General features: G+C 74.0%; 14 protein-coding genes. 11 read left to right on the plus strand and 3 right to left on the minus strand.

Features of this window, described 5'->3' with window-relative positions; all coding sequences use genetic code 11:
- Positions 1-103: 103 nt before the first annotated feature.
- The 7 genes from mce (at position 104) to ACZ7JZ_RS29430 (ending at position 10176) form a co-directional block, all read left to right on the plus strand.
- Positions 104-532 carry a methylmalonyl-CoA epimerase gene (gene mce, locus ACZ7JZ_RS29400; protein WP_470944556.1) on the plus strand — a complete coding sequence of 143 codons (429 nt, stop codon included), beginning with the start codon at positions 104-106 and terminating at the stop codon, positions 530-532.
- Between the two features lie 210 nt (positions 533-742).
- Positions 743-4981: a polarized growth protein Scy gene (gene scy / locus ACZ7JZ_RS29405; protein ID WP_470944559.1), complete on the plus strand. Its 4239-nt coding sequence runs from the start codon at positions 743-745 to the stop codon at positions 4979-4981.
- Between the two features lie 194 nt (positions 4982-5175).
- A complete protein-coding gene (locus tag ACZ7JZ_RS29410; protein WP_470944562.1) occupies positions 5176-6114 on the plus strand; it encodes a cellulose-binding protein in 939 nt (312 codons plus the stop codon).
- A 129-nt stretch (positions 6115-6243) separates the two neighbouring features.
- Entirely contained in the window at positions 6244-7248 is a 1005-nt protein-coding gene (locus ACZ7JZ_RS29415; RefSeq protein WP_470944565.1) for an ABC transporter ATP-binding protein, read from the plus strand.
- A 3-nt stretch (positions 7249-7251) separates the two neighbouring features.
- On the plus strand, positions 7252-8031 hold the full coding sequence (locus ACZ7JZ_RS29420; protein WP_470944568.1) for an ABC transporter permease: 780 nt from the start codon (positions 7252-7254) through the stop codon (positions 8029-8031).
- A gap of 151 nt (positions 8032-8182) precedes the next feature.
- Positions 8183-9343, plus strand: a complete 1161-nt coding sequence (locus tag ACZ7JZ_RS29425) for an ABC transporter ATP-binding protein (protein ID WP_470944570.1) — start codon at positions 8183-8185, stop codon at positions 9341-9343.
- The gene (locus ACZ7JZ_RS29430) at positions 9340-10176 is read left to right on the plus strand and encodes an ABC transporter permease (protein WP_470944573.1); all 837 of its coding nucleotides are present in this window, start codon (positions 9340-9342) and stop codon (positions 10174-10176) included. Before ACZ7JZ_RS29425 ends, ACZ7JZ_RS29430 begins: the two co-directional genes overlap by 4 nt.
- Before the next feature lie 34 nt (positions 10177-10210).
- Here the strand turns inward: ACZ7JZ_RS29430 and ACZ7JZ_RS29435 are convergent, their stop codons facing one another.
- Positions 10211-10549, minus strand: coding sequence for an ATP/GTP-binding protein (locus ACZ7JZ_RS29435; protein ID WP_470944575.1), 339 nt, complete (start codon positions 10547-10549; stop codon positions 10211-10213).
- Positions 10550-10791: 242 nt separating this feature from the next.
- Here ACZ7JZ_RS29435 and ACZ7JZ_RS29440 point away from each other — a divergent pair, with 242 nt between their 5' ends.
- The 3 genes from ACZ7JZ_RS29440 (at position 10792) to ACZ7JZ_RS29450 (ending at position 13280) form a co-directional block, all read left to right on the plus strand.
- A complete protein-coding gene (locus ACZ7JZ_RS29440; RefSeq protein ID WP_470944578.1) occupies positions 10792-11847 on the plus strand; it encodes an LLM class flavin-dependent oxidoreductase in 1056 nt (351 codons plus the stop codon).
- A gap of 149 nt (positions 11848-11996) precedes the next feature.
- Positions 11997-12866: an IS5 family transposase gene (locus ACZ7JZ_RS29445; RefSeq protein ID WP_470944581.1), complete on the plus strand. Its 870-nt coding sequence runs from the start codon at positions 11997-11999 to the stop codon at positions 12864-12866.
- Positions 12867-12938: 72 nt separating this feature from the next.
- The gene (locus tag ACZ7JZ_RS29450; RefSeq protein ID WP_470944582.1) at positions 12939-13280 is read left to right on the plus strand and encodes a hypothetical protein; all 342 of its coding nucleotides are present in this window, start codon (positions 12939-12941) and stop codon (positions 13278-13280) included.
- Here the strand turns inward: ACZ7JZ_RS29450 and ACZ7JZ_RS29455 are convergent.
- Positions 13277-13669 carry an SCO5389 family protein gene (locus ACZ7JZ_RS29455; RefSeq protein ID WP_470944585.1) on the minus strand — a complete coding sequence of 131 codons (393 nt, stop codon included), beginning with the start codon at positions 13667-13669 and terminating at the stop codon, positions 13277-13279. The two genes, ACZ7JZ_RS29450 and ACZ7JZ_RS29455, sit on opposite strands and share 4 nt — an antisense overlap.
- Positions 13670-13880: 211 nt before the next feature.
- Here ACZ7JZ_RS29455 and nucS point away from each other — a divergent pair, with 211 nt between their 5' ends.
- Positions 13881-14552, plus strand: coding sequence for an endonuclease NucS (gene nucS / locus ACZ7JZ_RS29460; protein ID WP_470944588.1), 672 nt, complete (start codon positions 13881-13883; stop codon positions 14550-14552).
- A 77-nt stretch (positions 14553-14629) separates the two neighbouring features.
- Here the strand turns inward: nucS and ACZ7JZ_RS29465 are convergent, their stop codons facing one another.
- Positions 14630-17305: an ATP-binding protein gene (locus tag ACZ7JZ_RS29465; protein ID WP_470944591.1), complete on the minus strand. Its 2676-nt coding sequence runs from the start codon at positions 17303-17305 to the stop codon at positions 14630-14632.
- Positions 17306-17434 lie beyond the last annotated feature (129 nt).

Raw genomic sequence — 17434 nt, forward strand, 5'->3', positions numbered from 1 at the left:
GGGTTTACGTCAATGTACTGAGCGGTACCGGCGGGGTCACCGGGCAACAGGTGTGATCGCGCGCACGTTGCGTAACCACCCTGTCAAGCGCTGCACTGAACCCATGCTGACAAGAATCGACCACATCGGGATCGCCTGCTTCGACCTCGACAAGACCGTCGAGTTCTACCGTGCCACGTACGGTTTCGAGGTGTTCCACACCGAGGTGAACGAGGAGCAGGGCGTCCGCGAGGCCATGCTCAAGATCAACGAGACCTCGGACGGCGGCGCCTCCTACCTCCAGCTGCTGGAGCCCACCCGTGAGGACTCCGCCGTGGGCAAGTGGCTGGCCAAGAACGGCGAGGGCGTGCACCACATCGCCTTCGGCACCGCGGACGTGGACGGCGACGCCGAGGCCATCCGCGGCAAGGGCGTGCGCGTCCTCTACGACCAGCCGCGGACCGGCTCCATGGGCTCGCGGATCACCTTCCTCCACCCCAAGGACTGCCACGGCGTCCTCACCGAACTGGTCACTTCGAACCCGGAGCACTGAGCTCCCCGACCCTGAGCACTGACCACCGGATTCCCCGGCCGGTAGAGTGACGGTGGCTCGGCCGGGGTTTGGCGTGCGCTGAGGGGCCGGGGCCTGTACGGGTCCGCGTCCCGCGGCGGGAATCTGACACCATTCCCCGGGGGCGCCGTTCAGCGGGCGGACGGTGCTCTTTGGGAGAGCTTGCGACCAGGGGACGGATGGGACCGCGCCGTGCGGGGCTACGAACGCCAGGAGAGTATTCAGGCCGAGGCCGACCATCTCTCGCGCTTCGAGGCCGAGATGGAGCGGCTGAAGAAGGAGCGCGAGAAGGCCGTCCAGCACGCCGACGACCTGGGATACCAGGTCGAGGTGCTGCGGGCGAAGCTCCACGAGGCACGCCGCAACCTGGCGTCCCGCCCCGCCTACGACTCGGCTGACGCCGGCTACCAGGCCGAGCAGCTGCTGCGCAACGCGCAGATCCAGGCCGACCAGATGCGCACCGACGCCGAGCGCGAGCTGCGCGAGGCCCGGGCCCAGACCCAGCGCATCCTCCAGGAGCACGCCGAGCACCAGGCCCGGCTCCAGGCCGAGCTGCACGCCGAGGCCGTCAGCCGCCGCCAGCGGCTTGACCAGGAGCTCAACGAGCGCCGCCAGACCGTCGAGTCCCACGTCAACGAGAACGTCGCCTGGGCCGAGCAGCTGCGCGCCCGTACGGAGTCCCAGGCCCGCCGGCTCCTGGAGGAGTCCCGCGCCGAGGCCGAGCAGTCCCTGGGCGCCGCCCGCTCCGAGGCCGCCCGCGTGGCCGAGGAGACCCGGCGCCGGATGTCCGCCGAGGCCGAGGCGGCCCGTACGGAGGCCGAGGCCACGCTGGCCCGGGCCCGCAAGGAGGCCGAGCGGCTGCTGACCGCCGCCTCCGCGCAGGCCCAGGAGGCCGCCGAGCACGCCGAGCGGGTGCGGACCAGCACCACCGCCGAGGCCGAGCAGGCCCGGCAGCAGACCATGGACCTCGGCCGGGTCGCCGAGCAGCGCGTCCAGGAGGCCGACAGCACCCTGCGCGAGGCCCGCGCCGAGGCCGAGAAGGTGCTCGCGGAGGCCAAGGAGAGCGCCGAGCGGCAGCTGAGCTCCGCCGAGTCCGTCAACGAGCAGCGCACCCGCACCGCCAAGGAGCAGGTCGCCCGCCTGGTCGGCGAGGCCACCAAGGAGGCCGAGGTCCTCAAGGGCGAGGCCGAGCAGGTGCTCGCCGACGCCCGCGCCGAGGTGGAGCGGATCCGCACCGAGGCCGCCGAGGAGGCCCGTACCGCCGCCGCGGAGGACACCGCCGCGCAGCTGGCCAAGGCCGCCCGGACCGCCGAGGACGTGCTGAACAAGGCCTCCGAGGACGCGCAGGCCACCACGCGGGCCGCCGGCGAGGAGGCCGAGCGGATCCGCCGCGAGGCGGAGGCCGAGGCGGAGCGGCTGCGCTCCCAGGCCGCCGCCACCGCCGAGCAGCTCAAGGGCGCGGCGAAGGACGACACAGAGGAGTACCGCGCCAAGACCGTCGAGCTCCAGGAGGAGGCCCGGCGGTTGCGCGGCGAGGCCGAGCAGCTGCGCGCCGAGGCCGTCGCCGAGGGCGAGCGGATCCGCGGCGAGGCCCGCCGCGAGGCCGTCCAGCAGATCGAGGAGGCGGCGAAGACCGCCGAGGAGCTGCTGACCAAGGCGAAGGCCGACGCGGACGGGCTGCGCGGCGGGGCCGCCGCCGAGAGCGAGCGGGTCCGCGCCGAGGCCGTCGAGCGGGCCGCGGCTCTGCGCGCGCAGGCCGCGGAGACCCTGGAGCGGGCCCGCACCGAGGCCGAGGAGCTGCGCACCGGTGCCGAGGAGCGGGCGCAGGCCGTGCGCGACGAGGCCGACGGGGCCGCGCGCGAGCGCCGCGAGGAGACCGAGCGGGCCCTGGCCGCCAAGCGGGCCGAGGCCGACGCCGAGCTGGCCCGCCTCCACGAAGAGGCCGAGGGCCGCCTCGGCACCGCCGAGCAGACCCTGCGCGACGCCCGGTCCGGGGCCGAGGGCATCCGCCGCGAGGCCGCCGAGGAGGCCGAGCGGCTGCGCACGGAGTCCGCCGAGCGGATCCGCACCCAGCAGGCCCTGGCCGAGACCGAGGTCCAGCGGCTGCGCGACGGGGCCGCGGACGACGCGGCCCGCACCCGCGCCGAGTCCGAGTCGGCCGCCGTCCGGCTGCGTACCGAGGCCGCCGCCGAGGCGGAGCGGCTGAAGACCGAGGCGCAGGAGACCGCCGACCGGCTGCGGGCCGAGGCGAAGGCCGCCGCCGAGCGGGTGGGCGAGGAGGCCGCCGAGGCCCTGTCCGCCGCCCGTGAGGAGGCCGAGCGGCGCCGCCGCGAGGCCGAGGAGACCCTGTCGGGGGCCCGCGAGGAGGCTGGCCGCGAGCGCGACCAGGCCCGCGAGCAGAGCGAGGAGCTCCTCGCCCAGGCCCGCAAGCGGGTCGAGGAGGCCCAGGCCGAGGCGCAGCGGCTGGTCGAGGAGGCCGACGCGCGCGCCACCGAGCTGGTCTCCGCGGCCGAGCAGACGGCGCGCGAGGTCCGCGAGTCCGTCGCCGGTCTGCACGAGCAGGCCGAGGAGGAGGTCGCCGGGCTGCGCAGCGCCGCCGAGCACGCGGCCGGCCGCACCCGCACCGAGGCGCAGGAGGAGGCGGACCGGGTCCGCGCCGACGCGTACGCCGAGCGGGAGCGGGCCGGCGAGGACGCCGCCCGGATCCGTGCGGACGCCAAGACCGAGACGGACGCGGCGAAGGCCCTCGCGGAGCGCACGGTCGCCGAGGCCATCACCGAGGCCGAGCAGCTGCGCGCCGACACCGCGGAGTACGCCCAGCGGCTGCGTACGGAGGCCACGGACGCCCTCGCCGCCTCGGAGAAGGACGCGGCGCGCACCCGCGCGGACGCCCGCGAGGACGCGAACCGCATCCGTTCGGAGGCCGCGGAGCAGGCCGACGGGGTCCGGGCGCAGGCCCAGGAGGACGCGGAGGCCGTACGGGCCGAGGCCGCGCAGGTCATCGACGCGGCGCGCGCCGAGGGCGCCCGCCTGGTCGGCGAGGCGCAGGCCGAGACCGAGCGGATGACGGTCGAGACCCGGGCCGCCAACGACCGCACGGTCGGCGAGGCGGCCGAGGAGGCCGGTCGGCTGCGCGCCGAGGCCCGCGAGGCCCTGGAGGGCGCGCGCGCCGAGGGCGGCCGGATCATCGGCGAGGCCACCGCGGAGGCCGAGCGGGTCACGGCGGCGGCGAACGAGACCCTGGCCTCGGCGGAGCGCGAGGCCGAGCAGACGCTCGACGAGGCCCGCGCCGAGGGCAACCGGCTGCGGTCGGAGGCCGCCGAGCAGGCGGACCGGCTCCTCGCGGAGGCCGTCTCGGAGTCCGAGCGGCTGACGTCCGAGACCCGGACGGCCAACGAGCGCACGGTCGGCGAGGCCGCGGCGGAGGCCGAGCGGCTGCGGGCCGAGGCGGCCGAGACGGTGGCCTCCGCCCAGGAGCACGCCACGCGGACGCGCACGGAGGCCGAGCGGGTCAAGGCCGAGGCGGCCGGCGAGGCGGAGCGGCTGCGCACGGAGGCCCGCGAGGCGGCCGAACGGATGCAGGACGAGGCCCGCGAGGCGGCCAACAAGCGGCGCTCCGAGGCGGCCGAGCAGGCGGACCGGCTCATCGGCGAGACGGTCGCCGAGGCGGAGAAGCTGACGGCCGAGGCGCAGAAGCAGGCGCTCGCGGCGACCACGGCGGCCGAGGAGCAGGCCGACGCGATGGTGGACGCGGCCCGCAAGGAGGCCGCGCGGATCACCTCGGAGGCCACGGTCGAGGGGAACTCGACGGTGGAGAAGGCCCGTACGGACGCGGACGAGCTGCTGGTCGGCGCGCGGACGGACGCGGCGGCCATAAGGGAGCGCGCGGAGGAGCTGCGCACCCGGGTCGAGTCCGAGGTGGAGGAGCTGCACGACCGGGCCCGCCGGGAGGCCGCCGAGCAGATGAAGACCGCCGGCGAGCGGGTGGACAACCTGGTCAAGGCGGCCACCGAGCAGAGCGAGCTGGCCGAGCGCAAGGCCAAGGACCTGGTGTCCGAAGCCAGCAGCGAGGCGAGCAAGGTGCGCATCGCGGCCGTCCGCAAGGCGGAGGCGCTGCTCAAGGAGGCCGAGCAGAAGAAGGCCGTGCTGGTCAGGGAGGCCGAGGCGCTGCGGGCCGACGCGAAGGCGGAGGCGGAGCAGCTGGTGGCCGAGGGCCGGCGCGAGCTGGAGGTGCTGGTGCGCCGCCGGGAGGACATTCAGGCGGAGATCTCCCGTGTCCAGGACGTCCTTGAGGCGTTGGAATCATTCGAGGCGCCTACGGGTGGCGGGAAGTCTTCCACCGGCTCGGCGGGCGGTCAGACCGGGGGCGGGGTCAAGGCCGGCGCGGCGGCGGGATCCACTCGTTCGGGTGGCAAGTCGTCAGAGGGCTAGCGAGCGGTACCGGAAGTGTGCTCCTGATGGAGGATCAGGCGAACGAGTGACAAGCATTCCGTCGCCTTGCCACTCAAAAGGGGTGTCATTGTCCAGATCAAACGCGGATTGACTCGATGACACGCCGCTCCGGCGCCTAGGATCCCCTTAACACCTCACCTAGCAACTCATCGGTCTCATTCGACAGGAACCCCATGAGCGACACTTCCTCCCCCTTCGGCTTCGAGCTCGTGCGGCGTGGTTACGACCGCGGTCAGGTGGACGACCGCATTTCCAAGCTCGTCGCCGACCGCGACGGCGCCCTGGGCCGCATCAGCTCGCTGGAAAAGCGCATCGAAGAGCTCCACCTCGAAACGCAGAACGCCCAGGCCCAGGTCAGCGACGCGGAGCCGTCGTACGCCGGCCTCGGTGCGCGCGTCGAGAAGATCCTGCGCCTCGCCGAGGAGGAGGCGAAGGACCTGCGCGAGGAGGCCCGCCGCGCCGCCGAGCAGCACCGCGAGCTCGCCGAGTCCGCCGCCCAGCAGGTGCGCAACGACGCCGAGTCGTTCGCCGCGGACCGCAAGGCGAAGGCCGAGGACGAGGGCGTCCGCATCGTGGAGAAGGCCAAGTCCGACTCCGCCACCCTGCGCGCCGAGGCCCAGAAGGACGCCGCCTCCAAGCGCGAGGAGGCCGACGCGCTGTTCGAGGAGACCCGCGCCAAGGCCGCCCAGGCCGCCGCGGACTTCGAGACCAACCTGGCCAAGCGCCGCGAGCAGTCCGAGCGCGACCTGGCCTCCCGTCAGGCCAAGGCGGAGAAGCGCCTCGCCGAGATCGAGCACCGGGCCGAGCAGCTGCGCCTGGAGGCCGAGAAGCTCCGTACGGACGCCGAGCGCCGGGCCCGCCAGACGGTGGAGACCGCACAGCGCCAGGCCGAGGACATCGTCGCCGACGCCAACGCCAAGGCCGACCGCATCCGCAGCGAATCGGAGCGCGAGCTGGCGGCGCTCACCAACCGCCGCGACTCCATCAACGCCCAGCTGACCAACGTCCGCGAGATGCTGGCGACGCTGACCGGTGCCGCGGTGGCGGCGGCGGGCTCCCCGATGGACGACGAGCCGGTGACCCGCGGCGTCCCCGCGCAGCAGAGCCGCTAGTCCCCGCGAGGGCGGCGCAGCAGCCCTCCACCGCACGACAGCAGTACCGCAGTACCCACCCCCGTACGGCCAAGGGCCCCTCCGTCACTCCGGTGGCGGGGGGCCCTTGGCCGTTCTAGCGTGTTCGGCATGATCGAGCTCGAGGGACTCACGAAGCGATTCGGCGCGAAGACCGCGGTGGACCACCTCAGCTTCCAGGTCAGGCCGGGGGTGGTGACGGGGTTCCTCGGGCCGAACGGGGCCGGGAAGTCCACGACGATGCGCATGATGCTGGACCTGGACAACCCGACCGCGGGTACGGTCCGCATCGACGGCCGGCACTACCGCGAACTGGACGAGCCCCTCAAGTACATCGGGGCCCTGCTGGACGCCAAGGCGATGCACGGCGGGCGCAGCGCCTACAACAACCTGCTGTGCCTGGCCCAGTCGAACCGGATCCCGGAGCAGCGGGTCGCGCAGGTGCTCGACATCGTCGGACTGACGGCCGTGGCCAGGAAGAAGTCGAAAGGCTTCTCGCTGGGCATGGGTCAGCGGCTGGGAATCGCCTCCGCACTGCTGGGGGATCCGGAGATCCTCATGTTCGACGAGCCCGTCAACGGTCTGGACCCCGAGGGAATTCACTGGATCCGCAATCTCATGAAGGGCCTGGCGGCAGAGGGGCGGACCATCTTCGTGTCCAGCCACCTGATGAGCGAAATGGCCCTCACGGCGGATCATTTGATCGTTATCGGCCAGGGCCGGCTGCTGGCCGATACCTCGATGGCCGATTTCATTCAGCAGAACTCCCGTAGTTACGTGCGGGTAAGGTCCCCGCAGCAGGAACGCCTCAAAGACGCCCTCCACGAGGCCGGTATCACCGCGGTCGACGCGGGCGGCGGCAGCGTGGAGATCGACGGGGTCGCCGCCGAGCGGATCGGCGAGCTCGCCGCCCGCCACCAGCTGGTCCTGCACGAGCTCAGCCCGCAGCGCGCCTCCCTCGAGGAGGCCTTCATGCGGATGACCGCCGAGACGGTCGAGTACCACGCCCACTCCCCCGGGCCCGGCCCCGGCACACCTCCGCAGGCCCCGGCGCCCGCGGCCGGCCCCGCCCGGCCCTGGGGCGCCTCCTACGACGAGCAGCGCAAGGGGGAGTGACCGATGGCCCCGGTAACCGCCGTCCTCACCTCCGAGTGGACCAAGATCCGTACGGTGGCCTCGACCACCTGGACCCTGGTCAGCGCACTCGTGGTGACCGTGGCCCTGAGCGCCGCCCTGTGCGCCCTCATGAAGTCGCAGTTCGACGACCTCTCCGACATCGAGCGGGCCACCTTCGACCCCACCCTGATCAGCTTCTCCGGGATGGTCCTCGGCCAGCTCGCCATGGTGGTCTTCGGGGTGATGGTGGTCGGCACCGAGTACAGCTCGGGCATGATCCGCACCTCCCTGGCCGCCGTGCCCCAGCGGGCCGCCTTCCTGTTCAGCAAGGTGGCGGTGGCCGCCGTCCTCGCCCTGGTGATCGGCATGGCGACCAGCTTCCTGTCCTTCTTCCTCGGACAGGCCCTGCTGGGCGGGCACCGGACCTCCATCGGCGAGCCGAACGTCCTGCGGGCCGTCTTCGGCGCCGGGCTCTACATGGCCCTGATCGCGGTCTTCTCCATGGGCGTCACGGCCATGCTGCGCAGCTCCATGCTCTCCCTCGGCATCCTGATGCCCTTCTTCTTCCTGGTCTCGCAGATCCTGTCCGCCGTACCGGGCGCCAAGGAGGTGGCCCGCTACTTCCCCGACCAGGCCGGGGCCAAGATCATGCAGGTGGTCCCGGAGGCCATGGGCAGCGACCCGTCCCCGTACGGGCCGTGGACCGGGCTCGGGATCATGGTGCTGTGGGTGGCGGCCGCACTCGTCGGCGGCTGGCTGGTCCTCAAGCACCGCGACGCCTGAACCCGCTCCCCGGGGGCCTTCTCAGGGACGGCTCAGGGGTGGGATCAGGGTCACCCCCGGGGCCGGTCCGGGACGGAACCGGCAGGGCCCCAGTAAGCTCTTAAGCCTTACGAGGGCGAGAGCCGCCCGGGCCAGGCAAGGGACGAGCAGCATGATCGAGGCAGTCGGCCTGACCAAGCGCTTCGGTGCGAAGACCGCCGTCGACCAGCTGTCCTTCCAGGTCAAGCCCGGTCTGGTGACCGGATTCCTGGGGCCGAACGGCTCCGGCAAGTCCACGACGATGCGCATGATCCTCGGCCTGGACCGGCCCACCTCCGGCCAGGTGACGATCAACGGCCACCCCTTCCGCTCCCTGCCCCACGCCCAGCGGCACGTCGGCGCCCTCCTCGACGCCAAGGCCGTCCACGGCGGCCGCCGGGCCCGCTCCCACCTCGTGGCCCTCGCCCAGCTCTCCGGGATCCCCGAGAAGCGCGTGGACGAGGTGCTCGGCGTGGTGGGCCTCCAGGACGTGGCCCGGCAGCGCGCCAAGGGCTTCTCCCTGGGCATGGGCCAGCGGCTGGGCATCGCCGCGGCCCTCCTCGGCGACCCCCAGGTGCTGCTCTTCGACGAGCCGGTCAACGGGCTCGACCCCGAGGGCATCCTGTGGGTCCGCAACCTGATGAAGCAGCTCGCCGCGGAGGGCCGTACGGTCTTCGTCTCCTCGCACCTGATGAGCGAGATGGCCCTGACCGCCGACCACCTGATCGTCATCGGCCGCGGCCGGCTGCTCGCCGACATGGGCGTGCAGGAGTTCATCTCGCGCAACTCCGCCGGCTTCGCCCGCGTACGGGTCGCGGAGGACGGCGGGGAGTCCCCCGCAGCCGCCCGGCAGCGGCTCGCCGCCGCCCTGGAGGAGGCCGGAGCCCGGGTGCTGAACGAGCCCGACGGCGGCCTGCGGGTGACGGGCCCGGGCCTGCCCCGCATCAGCGCGCTGGCCCATGCGGCCGGCATCCGGCTCTGGGAGCTCTCCCCGCACCGGGCCTCCCTGGAGGAGGCGTACATGCGCATGACCCAGGGCTCCGTCGAGTACACCTCCACCGACGACCCCCGGGCCGAGCTGTGGGAGCCGCAGCCGCACGCGCTGCCCTCCTGGCCCGACGAGGACGCCGCCCCCGAGGTCCCCGAGGAAGGCTGGTTCGCACCGCCCCCGCCGGACGCGGCCGGGCGGACCGCGCCCTTCCTGATGCCCTCCCAGCCCGCCGACCTGGCCCCCGCGGCCCCGTCGCCGGCCGCCCCCGCAGCCCCGCAGACCGACCCCGAGGACCCCAGATGACCGGCCCGACCACCGGCACGAGCCCCGGCGGCGCGCCCTACACCTCGCCGCTGCCCGCCGTCCGCCCGCACCTCGGCCACGCCATGGCCTCCGAGTGGACCAAGCTGGTCTCGGTCCGCTCCACCCTGTGGACCCTGGGCTCGCTGGTCGGCCTCGTCGTCGGGATCGGCCTGATCGCGGTGGCGCAGACCAAGGACAGCGACTTCCTGTCGGTGCCGTTCATCGCCCCGGCGCTGTTCGGGCTGTTCGTCGGGCAGATCGCCGTGATCGTCCTGGGCGTGCTCACGATCTCCTCGGAGTACGGCACCGGGCTGGTGCGCACCACCTTCACCGCCGCCCCCGACCGCTACCGCGTGCTGACCGCCAAGCTCCTGGTCTTCACCGGCACGGCCTTCCTCGCGGTGGCCGGCTCGGTCCTGACCGTCGGCCTCGCCGCCGCCGTGGTGCACAGCGGCCCCGCCGCCGGCCACCACGGCGCGGGCGAATGGCTCGACGCCCTCGCGGGCAGCCTGTACGTCACCCTGCTCGGGGTGCTCGGACTGGCCGTCGGGGCCGTGCTGCGGCACTCGGCCGGGGCCATCGCCGTGATGCTGGGCGTGGTCACCCTGCCGCCGATCATCGGAGGCTTCCTCACGGTCTGGGAGACCACCCAGGCCCTCGGCACGGGCATCCTGCGGTACAACGCCCCCGTCGCACTGAGCGCCCTGTTCGGCCTGCCGGCCGACGGTGACGCCTCGGGGACCAGCGGCCTGGGCCAGTTCGCCCTGCTGCTGCTCGTCACGGCTGGCGCGGTGGCGGGCGCGTACGCCGCCACGGGCCGCCGGGACATCTGAGGCGGGGGCCCGCCGCGCGGCGGGCCCGGCCCCGTCAGTAGCGCGGGGCGTTCCGGGACCGCTGCACCCGCGAGGTGCGGCGGTCCTTCGCGTTCCAGCAGGCCTTGTGCCAGTGCCGGCGGTCGTCCACGCCCCCGTACTCGGGCCAGGCCACCAGGTGCGGCTGCCCGGAGGGGATCTCCTGGTCGCAGCCCGGGCAGCGGTAGCGCTTGCCCCGGGCGCTCGCCCCGGCGACCGTCCGGACCTTCCAGTCCTCGCCCAGCCACTCCTCGGTGCGCTCCAGGCCGAAGCGGTCCGCTCCCTCGGAGTCTCGGCCCGAGCCTCGATCCTGGGGGGTCTCGCCGCCGCGGGGGCGGTTGTGGCGCGGTGACACGTATACCTCACGGGGAGACTGCGGACGGGGACTTTGCTCCAGACTACGCGCAGCCGCACCGGTCTCCCCCATGGTGTCCGCGGAGGGAAACAGTCCGTTCACGAGTGTCCGATCCCGGTCGCCACGGAAGTGATTCCCCGACAATCTCAATAACTTCCGCCTCCGCCCGTGCCTTTGGCACGTGTCAGACGTTGTTGCCGTCGAGGGGGAAAGGCGCGTCAGCCGCGAGGAGGCAGAAGGCGATGCGGGTAGGAGCGTTTGTACTGGCGGCCCAGTTCCCGGGCCAGGGGCAGGGGGAGGCGCTGCACCGGGCGGTGCGGACCGCCGAGGTGGCCGAGGAGGCCGGGCTGGACTCGGTGTGGGTCGCCGAGCACCACTTCATCCCGTACGGGGTCTGCCCGTCGGCGGTGACCCTGGCGGCCCTGATGCTGGGCCGGACCCGGCGGCTGCGGGTGGGGACCGCCGTGAGCGTGCTGCCCACCGCGCACCCGGTGGCGCTGGGCGAGCAGGCCGCCCTGCTGCACCTGACCTCCGGCGGGCGGTTCAGCCTCGGGGTGGGCCGCGGGGGCCCCTGGGTGGACCTGGAGGTCTTCGGCACCGGCCTGGCGGCGTACGAGGAGGACTTCCCGGAGTCGCTGGACCTGCTGCGCCGGTGGCTGGCCGAGCCCCGGGTGGGGGCGGCCGGGGACCGGTACTCCTTCCGCGAGGTCGCCGTGGTCCCGCGTCCCGCGCAGGCCATGGAGGCGGGCGCGGAGGACGGCGCGGGGACGGGCGGGTCCGGACCCGAGGTGGTCCTCGCCTGCACCTCCCCCGCGTCGGTGCGGCTGGCCGCGGAGCGCGGGCTGCCGATGCTGCTGGGGATGCACTGCGGGGACGAGGACAAGGCCGCGATGGTGGCCATGTGGCGGGAGGCCGCGCTCGCCGCGGGGCAGGATCCGGAGCTCGTACGCACCGCCGGGCACGTCTCGGCGGGGGTGGCCCAGCTCGCCGACCGCACCGAGGACGCCGTGGAGGCCCTGATGAAGGCGGTGCCGGGCTGGCTGCGGGAGGGCCTGGCGGCGTACGAGACGGTCGACGGGCGGCAGCGGGCCATGCGGGACCCGGTGGCCTACACCGAGCTGCTGTGCTCCCTGCACCCCGTGGGCAGCCCGCGGCTGGCCGCCGACCGGCTCGCCGCCACGGCGGAGCGCACCGGCATCAGCCGGTTCGCCCTGCTCGTCGAGGGCTCCGGGGACCTCGCCGGCACCGAGGAGAACGTCCGGCGGCTGGGCGCCGAGGTGCTCCCCGCACTGGGCTGATCCCGGAGGGCTGCCGCTCCGGTCGTGCCTTCGGAGCGGCAGCGCAGTGCCGGTACCGGCTTCGGGGTCGGTACCGGCGGACGGCAGACGGCTAGGCAGTGTTTTAGAACTGGGGTCCGTGTCTCGCCTTGTGCCGTGATGATCTCGGTGTGGGGCGAGGGGATCTTTCGGATGACCAGTGGGCGGTGCTGGGGCCGTTGTTGCCGGTCGCGGTGTTGGGCAGGCCGTCGGTCGGCCGGCGTCGGTTGATCGACGGGATCCGCTGGCGGGTGCGGACCGGTGCACCTTGGCGTGATCTGCCACCCGAGTACGGTCCGTGGCAGACCGTCTACGGGCTCTTTCGTCGGTGGCAGCGCGATGGCGTCTGGTCGGCGGTGTTGACCCGGTTGCAGGCCCGGGCGGACGCCGCCGGGCTGATCACCTGGGACGTGAACCTGGACTCCACGATCTGCAGGGCTCATCAGCACGCGGCCGGTGCCCGGCGGGACGGCCAGACCCAGAAGGAACCGCCGGGCGGCCACCGGGCCGAACCCGACGACCACGGCCTGGGCCGGTCCCGAGGCGGCTGGACCACAAAGATCCACCTGTCCTGCGAGCAAGGGCAGAAACCGTTATCGCTGCTGGTCACAGCAGGTCAGCGCGGGGACAGCCCACAGTTCACCGCCGTGCTGGAAGCCATCCGGGTTCCCCGCATCGGCCTGGGCCGCCCCCGAGTCCGCCCGTTGCGGGTCCGTGGTGACAAGGCGTATTCATCACGCGCGAACCGCGCGTATCTGCGTCGGCGAGGGATCCGCTGCACGATCCCGGAACCTGCCGGTCAGGCCGGCCACCGCAAGCGCCGGGGCACCTTCGGCGGGCGGCCTCCGGCCTTCGACCGCGAGGACTACAAGGCCCGGCACGCGGTCGAGTGCGGCATCAACCGGCTGAAGCGCAACCGGGCGGTGGCCACCCGGTTCGACAAGCTCGCGGTCCGCTTCGAGGCGACCGTTCTCATCGCCGCCATCAACGAATGGCTGTGACCAGCCGGAAGTGTCGGCCGCGCATGTCATTCTGGCCGCGATCAGTCAGCGGGTTGAGGGGAGACAGGGCCGATGGGGACTGCGTACTACCGGGCCGAGAGCGAGAACGGCGACCACATCGCGGACCCGTCCGAGGATGCGCTGTTCATGCTGATCGACGACCTCAACGACTCGGACAACACCTTCGTCGTCATCCAGCCCGACGAGGACGACCCGGTCTGGTTCACCTCGGTCGCCGTCCTGGACGCAGGCGGCTACGAGGTCGTCCGACGCGACACAACCCGCAGCGAACACTCCGTCGTCACCGAAACCAGCACCGACCGGATCGCCCGCGACCTCACCATCTGGATGGCCGCCCGCGACTTCCCCGGACGGCCCACCCAGCACACCACCAACTTCCAAAACAAGCCCTAGCAGTCCCGGAGCAGCGGCGACTGGTTCAGGAGCTGGCCCCGGAGGGACGTGAACTTGGCCAGCCGGTCGTCCGCGGCCGGGTCCAGCGGGAACACCGCGACGCGGTGGCAGTTCTGGAAGGCCAGGCGCACCCCGAAGTGCCGCTCCAGCGAGCCCCGTATCGCATCGCTCGCGAGGGCGCGCAGCAGCTGGCCACGGGCCTGCTCGTCCGGCGGCGGCGTCTGGTTGTCGGCGAACTCTCCGCCGTCCACCTTCAACCGGGCCACCAGGGAACTGACCATCTCCCAGGCGTAGGGCAGGGAGGTCCGGACGCAGTCGACGAAGGCGGCTTCGTCGACCTCGCCTCGCTCGGCCTGTTCGAGTAGGGCCGGTGAGACGTCGAGCGACATGGGTTCTCCTCTCGCGGCCCCGGGTGGCCGGGGCCTTACGGGCAGGGAAGGAGGCAGCGACGCAGCGTGCACATTCGGCGACCTCCCGCTAACACGGTAGGCGCCCCGTGGGTACGGCACCAGGAGAATGCGCATACAACGAGCCACCAGCGAAGGGGGCTTTCAGGGGCGAATCGCGCCGGGGCGTGCCGGTCGAGTAGCGTTGCGCACCATGCGTCTCGTCATCGCCCGCTGCTCCGTCGACTACGCGGGCCGGCTCACCGCCCACCTGCCCTCCGCCCCCCGCCTGATCCTCGTCAAGGCCGATGGGAGCGTCTCCATCCACGCGGACGACCGGGCGTACAAACCGCTCAACTGGATGTCTCCGCCCTGCACCCTCAAGGAGGGCAGCGGGGACGAGGCCGGCGTCTGGACCGTCGTCAACAAGGCGGGCGAGAAGCTCATCATCACGATGGAGGAAGTCCTGCACGACTCCTCGCACGAACTGGGCGTGGATCCGGGCCTCATCAAGGACGGCGTGGAAGCGCACCTCCAGGAGCTCCTCGCCGACCGGATCGAAACCCTGGGCGAGGGCTACACCCTGATCCGCCGCGAGTACCCGACGGCCATCGGCCCGGTGGACATCCTGTGCCGGGACTCCGACGGGGCGACGGTCGCGGTCGAGATCAAGCGGCGCGGCGAGATCGACGGGGTCGAGCAGCTGACCCGCTACCTGGAGCTGCTGAACCGCGATCCCCATCTCGCCCCGGTGCGCGGGCTGTTCGCGGCCCAGGAGATCAAGCCGCAGGCCCGGGTGCTGGCCAACGACCGCGGTATGGACTGCGTGGTGCTCGACTACGACGCCCTGCGCGGTATCGAGGACGACAAGCTCCGGCTGTTCTGAGCCCTCACGCGGCGGGTCCGGGACCTGCCGTACGCCGACTGCCCCGGCGCCGTCACGACGGCGCCGGGGCAGTGGTGTCAGAGGGTGCCGGCGGAGGCTCCGGGGGTGGTGCCGGCGGCCGAGGGGCCACTGGTCGTACCGGAACCGGAGCTGGTGCCGGCGGTGGTGCCGGTACCGCCGGACGGGCTGGTGCCGCCGGTGTCGGTACCGCCGGTGTCAGTGCCCCCGGTGTCGGTACCGCCCGTGTCGGTGCCACCCGTGTCCGTACCGCCGGTGTCGGTACCGCCCGTGTCGGTGCCCCCGGTGTCGGTACCGCCGGTGTCCGTGCCCCCGGTGTCCGTGCCCCCGGTGTCGGTACCGCCCGTGTCGGTGCCACCCGTGTCCGTACCGCCCGTGTCGGTACCGCCCGTGTCGGTGCCCCCGGTGTCCGTACCGCCCGTGTCCGCGCCGCCGGGGCCCGCGCTGGGGCCGCCGGAGGTGGTCGGCGGGGTCGGGCGGCCGGTGCCGGGGGCGGAGGGCGAGCCGCTCGGGTCGGTGCCGCCGCTGCCGCCGGTGGCCGCGCCGCCCGACGCGGACGAGGAGGACCCGGAACCCGCGGGGTCCGAGCCCCCCGAGCCCCCGCCGGAGCCGCCCGAGCCGTCCTCCGGGCCGCCGTCGCCCTCGTCGTCCGGGGCGACCTCCGGGTCGCCGCTCTCGTCGGTGGTGACGTACTGGCCGCTGCGCTGGCGCTGGCCGCCCTCGTCGTCGCCGGACAGGCTGAGGCTGATGGTGGTGCCGAGCACGGCCACCAGCAGGGCCGCGGCGGCCGCCACGACCACGTTGCGCTCGCCGCGCAGCAGGGAGCGCCCGCCGGGCCGCTTCCCGCCGGGGACCCCGGCCGCGGCCGGGGCGGCGGGCGCGCCCACGGAGAGCACCGGCACCACGGGCTCCGGCGGCGTCGCGGCCACCTCGGTGGGCGGCGCGAGCCTCGGGAAGGCGTCCTTGACCACCTCGGGGACCGGCTCCGCGTCCAGGCCGAGCGCGGGCAGCCCCTGGGTCAGGGCCTCGGAGGGCTTGGGGGCCTCCAGGACCAGCGGCGGGGAGAGCGGGGCGCCCGCGCGCGGGCCGCCCTCGCGGTCCTCGACGAGGGTCAGGGCGCGCCGGCCGGCGACCGTGCCGCGCTTGTCGGCGAGGGCCCCGCGCAGGGCGATGGAGGCCTCCAGCTCGGCCCGGGCCCGGTCCAGCTGCCCGTTGCAGAAGGCGAGGACGCCGCGCTCGTGGTGGAAGTACGCCTCCTCGGCGACCTCTCCGGCGATCCGCGCGGCCTCCTGTCCAGCGCGCAGGATCCGCTCCCAGGCGCCCCAGTGCAGGCCTGCGGCGAAGGCGGGCGCGGCGGTGCGGGCCAGCAGCACGGCGGCGGCGGGCTCCCCGTCCTCCTGCCCGGGGACCAGGGCGGCGAGTACGGCGAGCACGGCGTCCGCCTCGGCGGCGGCCCGCTCGGGGGTGACGGAGGAGTGGCCGGTCCACCAGGTGTAGTGGCGGGCTGCGGTCAGGGCCAGTTCGGCGGCCTCGTCCCCGTACCCGGCCTCCGCCAGCTGGGCGGCGACCCCGTCGGCCAGCCGGTGGCGGGAGCCGACGGGGGTCAGGAGCCCGCAGGCGAGCAGTTCGGCGGTGGCGGTGTCGGCGTGGGTGTCCCCGACCAGGGCGGGCAGGTGGGCCGGGTGCGGGAGCTCGCCGCCGAGGGCGACGGCGAAGCGCAGCACGGTCCGGGCGGACTCGGAGAGCCGGGAGGCGAGCAGGACGGCCGGGGCGGCGGTCTGGCCGAGCGAGGGCAGTCCGGCGTGGCCGCCCTCGCGGCGCTCCTCGAAGACCCCGGGCTCCTCGCCGTCCTCGTCCTCGTCGGTGCGGTTGATCTCGTCGCGCTGCCGCAGCAGGGCGCCGGCCTGCACGAAGCGGCGGGGCAGCCCGTCGGAGGCGAACCAGAGGGCGCCCGCCCAGGCGTCCTCCTCCTCGGTGAGCGGCCGGCCGGCGATGCGCTGCAGCAGTTCGGTGGCGGCGGGCCGGCCGAGTCCGCCGAGTTCGACCTCCTCGACGCGGGCGTCCGGGGAGGGGGCGGGGGCGCCGGGGGCGGCCGCGATCAGGTAGGCGCACTCGGGGGTGGCCCGCAGCAGTTCGTCGAGGGCGGCGCCGCCGAACTCCAGGTCGTCGAGGACGACGACGGCGCCTATCTCGCGGACGCGGTCGAGGAGTTCCTGCCGGTCGGGGCGGTGGTCGGGGGCCTCGTACACGCAGTGGTAGAGGGCGTGGAGGAGGTCGGCGACCTGCTGGCGGTGGCCGCAGAGGCGGACCAGCCCGTCGGGGGCGAGTGCGGCGCAGTCCCCGGCCACCGCGTCGAGGAGGGCGGAACGGCCGGATCCGGCGGGCCCGGTGAGGCGTACGGAGCGTCCGGCGCCGAGCAGCCGCACCAGGCGCTCGCGCTGCTCGGTGCGCTCCAGCAGCGGGAGGTGTGCGTCGGGGGCCGGGGCGGCGGGTCCGGCGGGGGCCTGCGGGCGGGCTTCGAGGGCGCGGGCGGCGCGGTCCTCGGCGGTGCGCCGGACGGGCTCGGGGGCGGGGGTGCCGGGGCGGCGGGCCTCTATCTCGCTGCCGTCCACCGGATTGACCGTCAGGACGGCGTCCCCGCAGTGGAGTCGGAGGATGCGGGCGGGTCCCGGCGGGCGGCCCCCGTGCGTGCCGGAGTGTCCGGCGGCTCCTCCGAGCCCCTGTATCCGGTCCATGACCAAAGCCCCCCGATCGCGTCGTGCGCCGTCGTTCTCCCCGGCCTTCGCACACTCCGCTGTCGCTGCTGGTCCGGCATCCGGTCCGCGGTTTCTCACCACGTACCGATGGCCGAACCCTAGACGTAG

Source organism: Streptomyces sp. NPDC038213 (genome assembly GCF_055600495.1).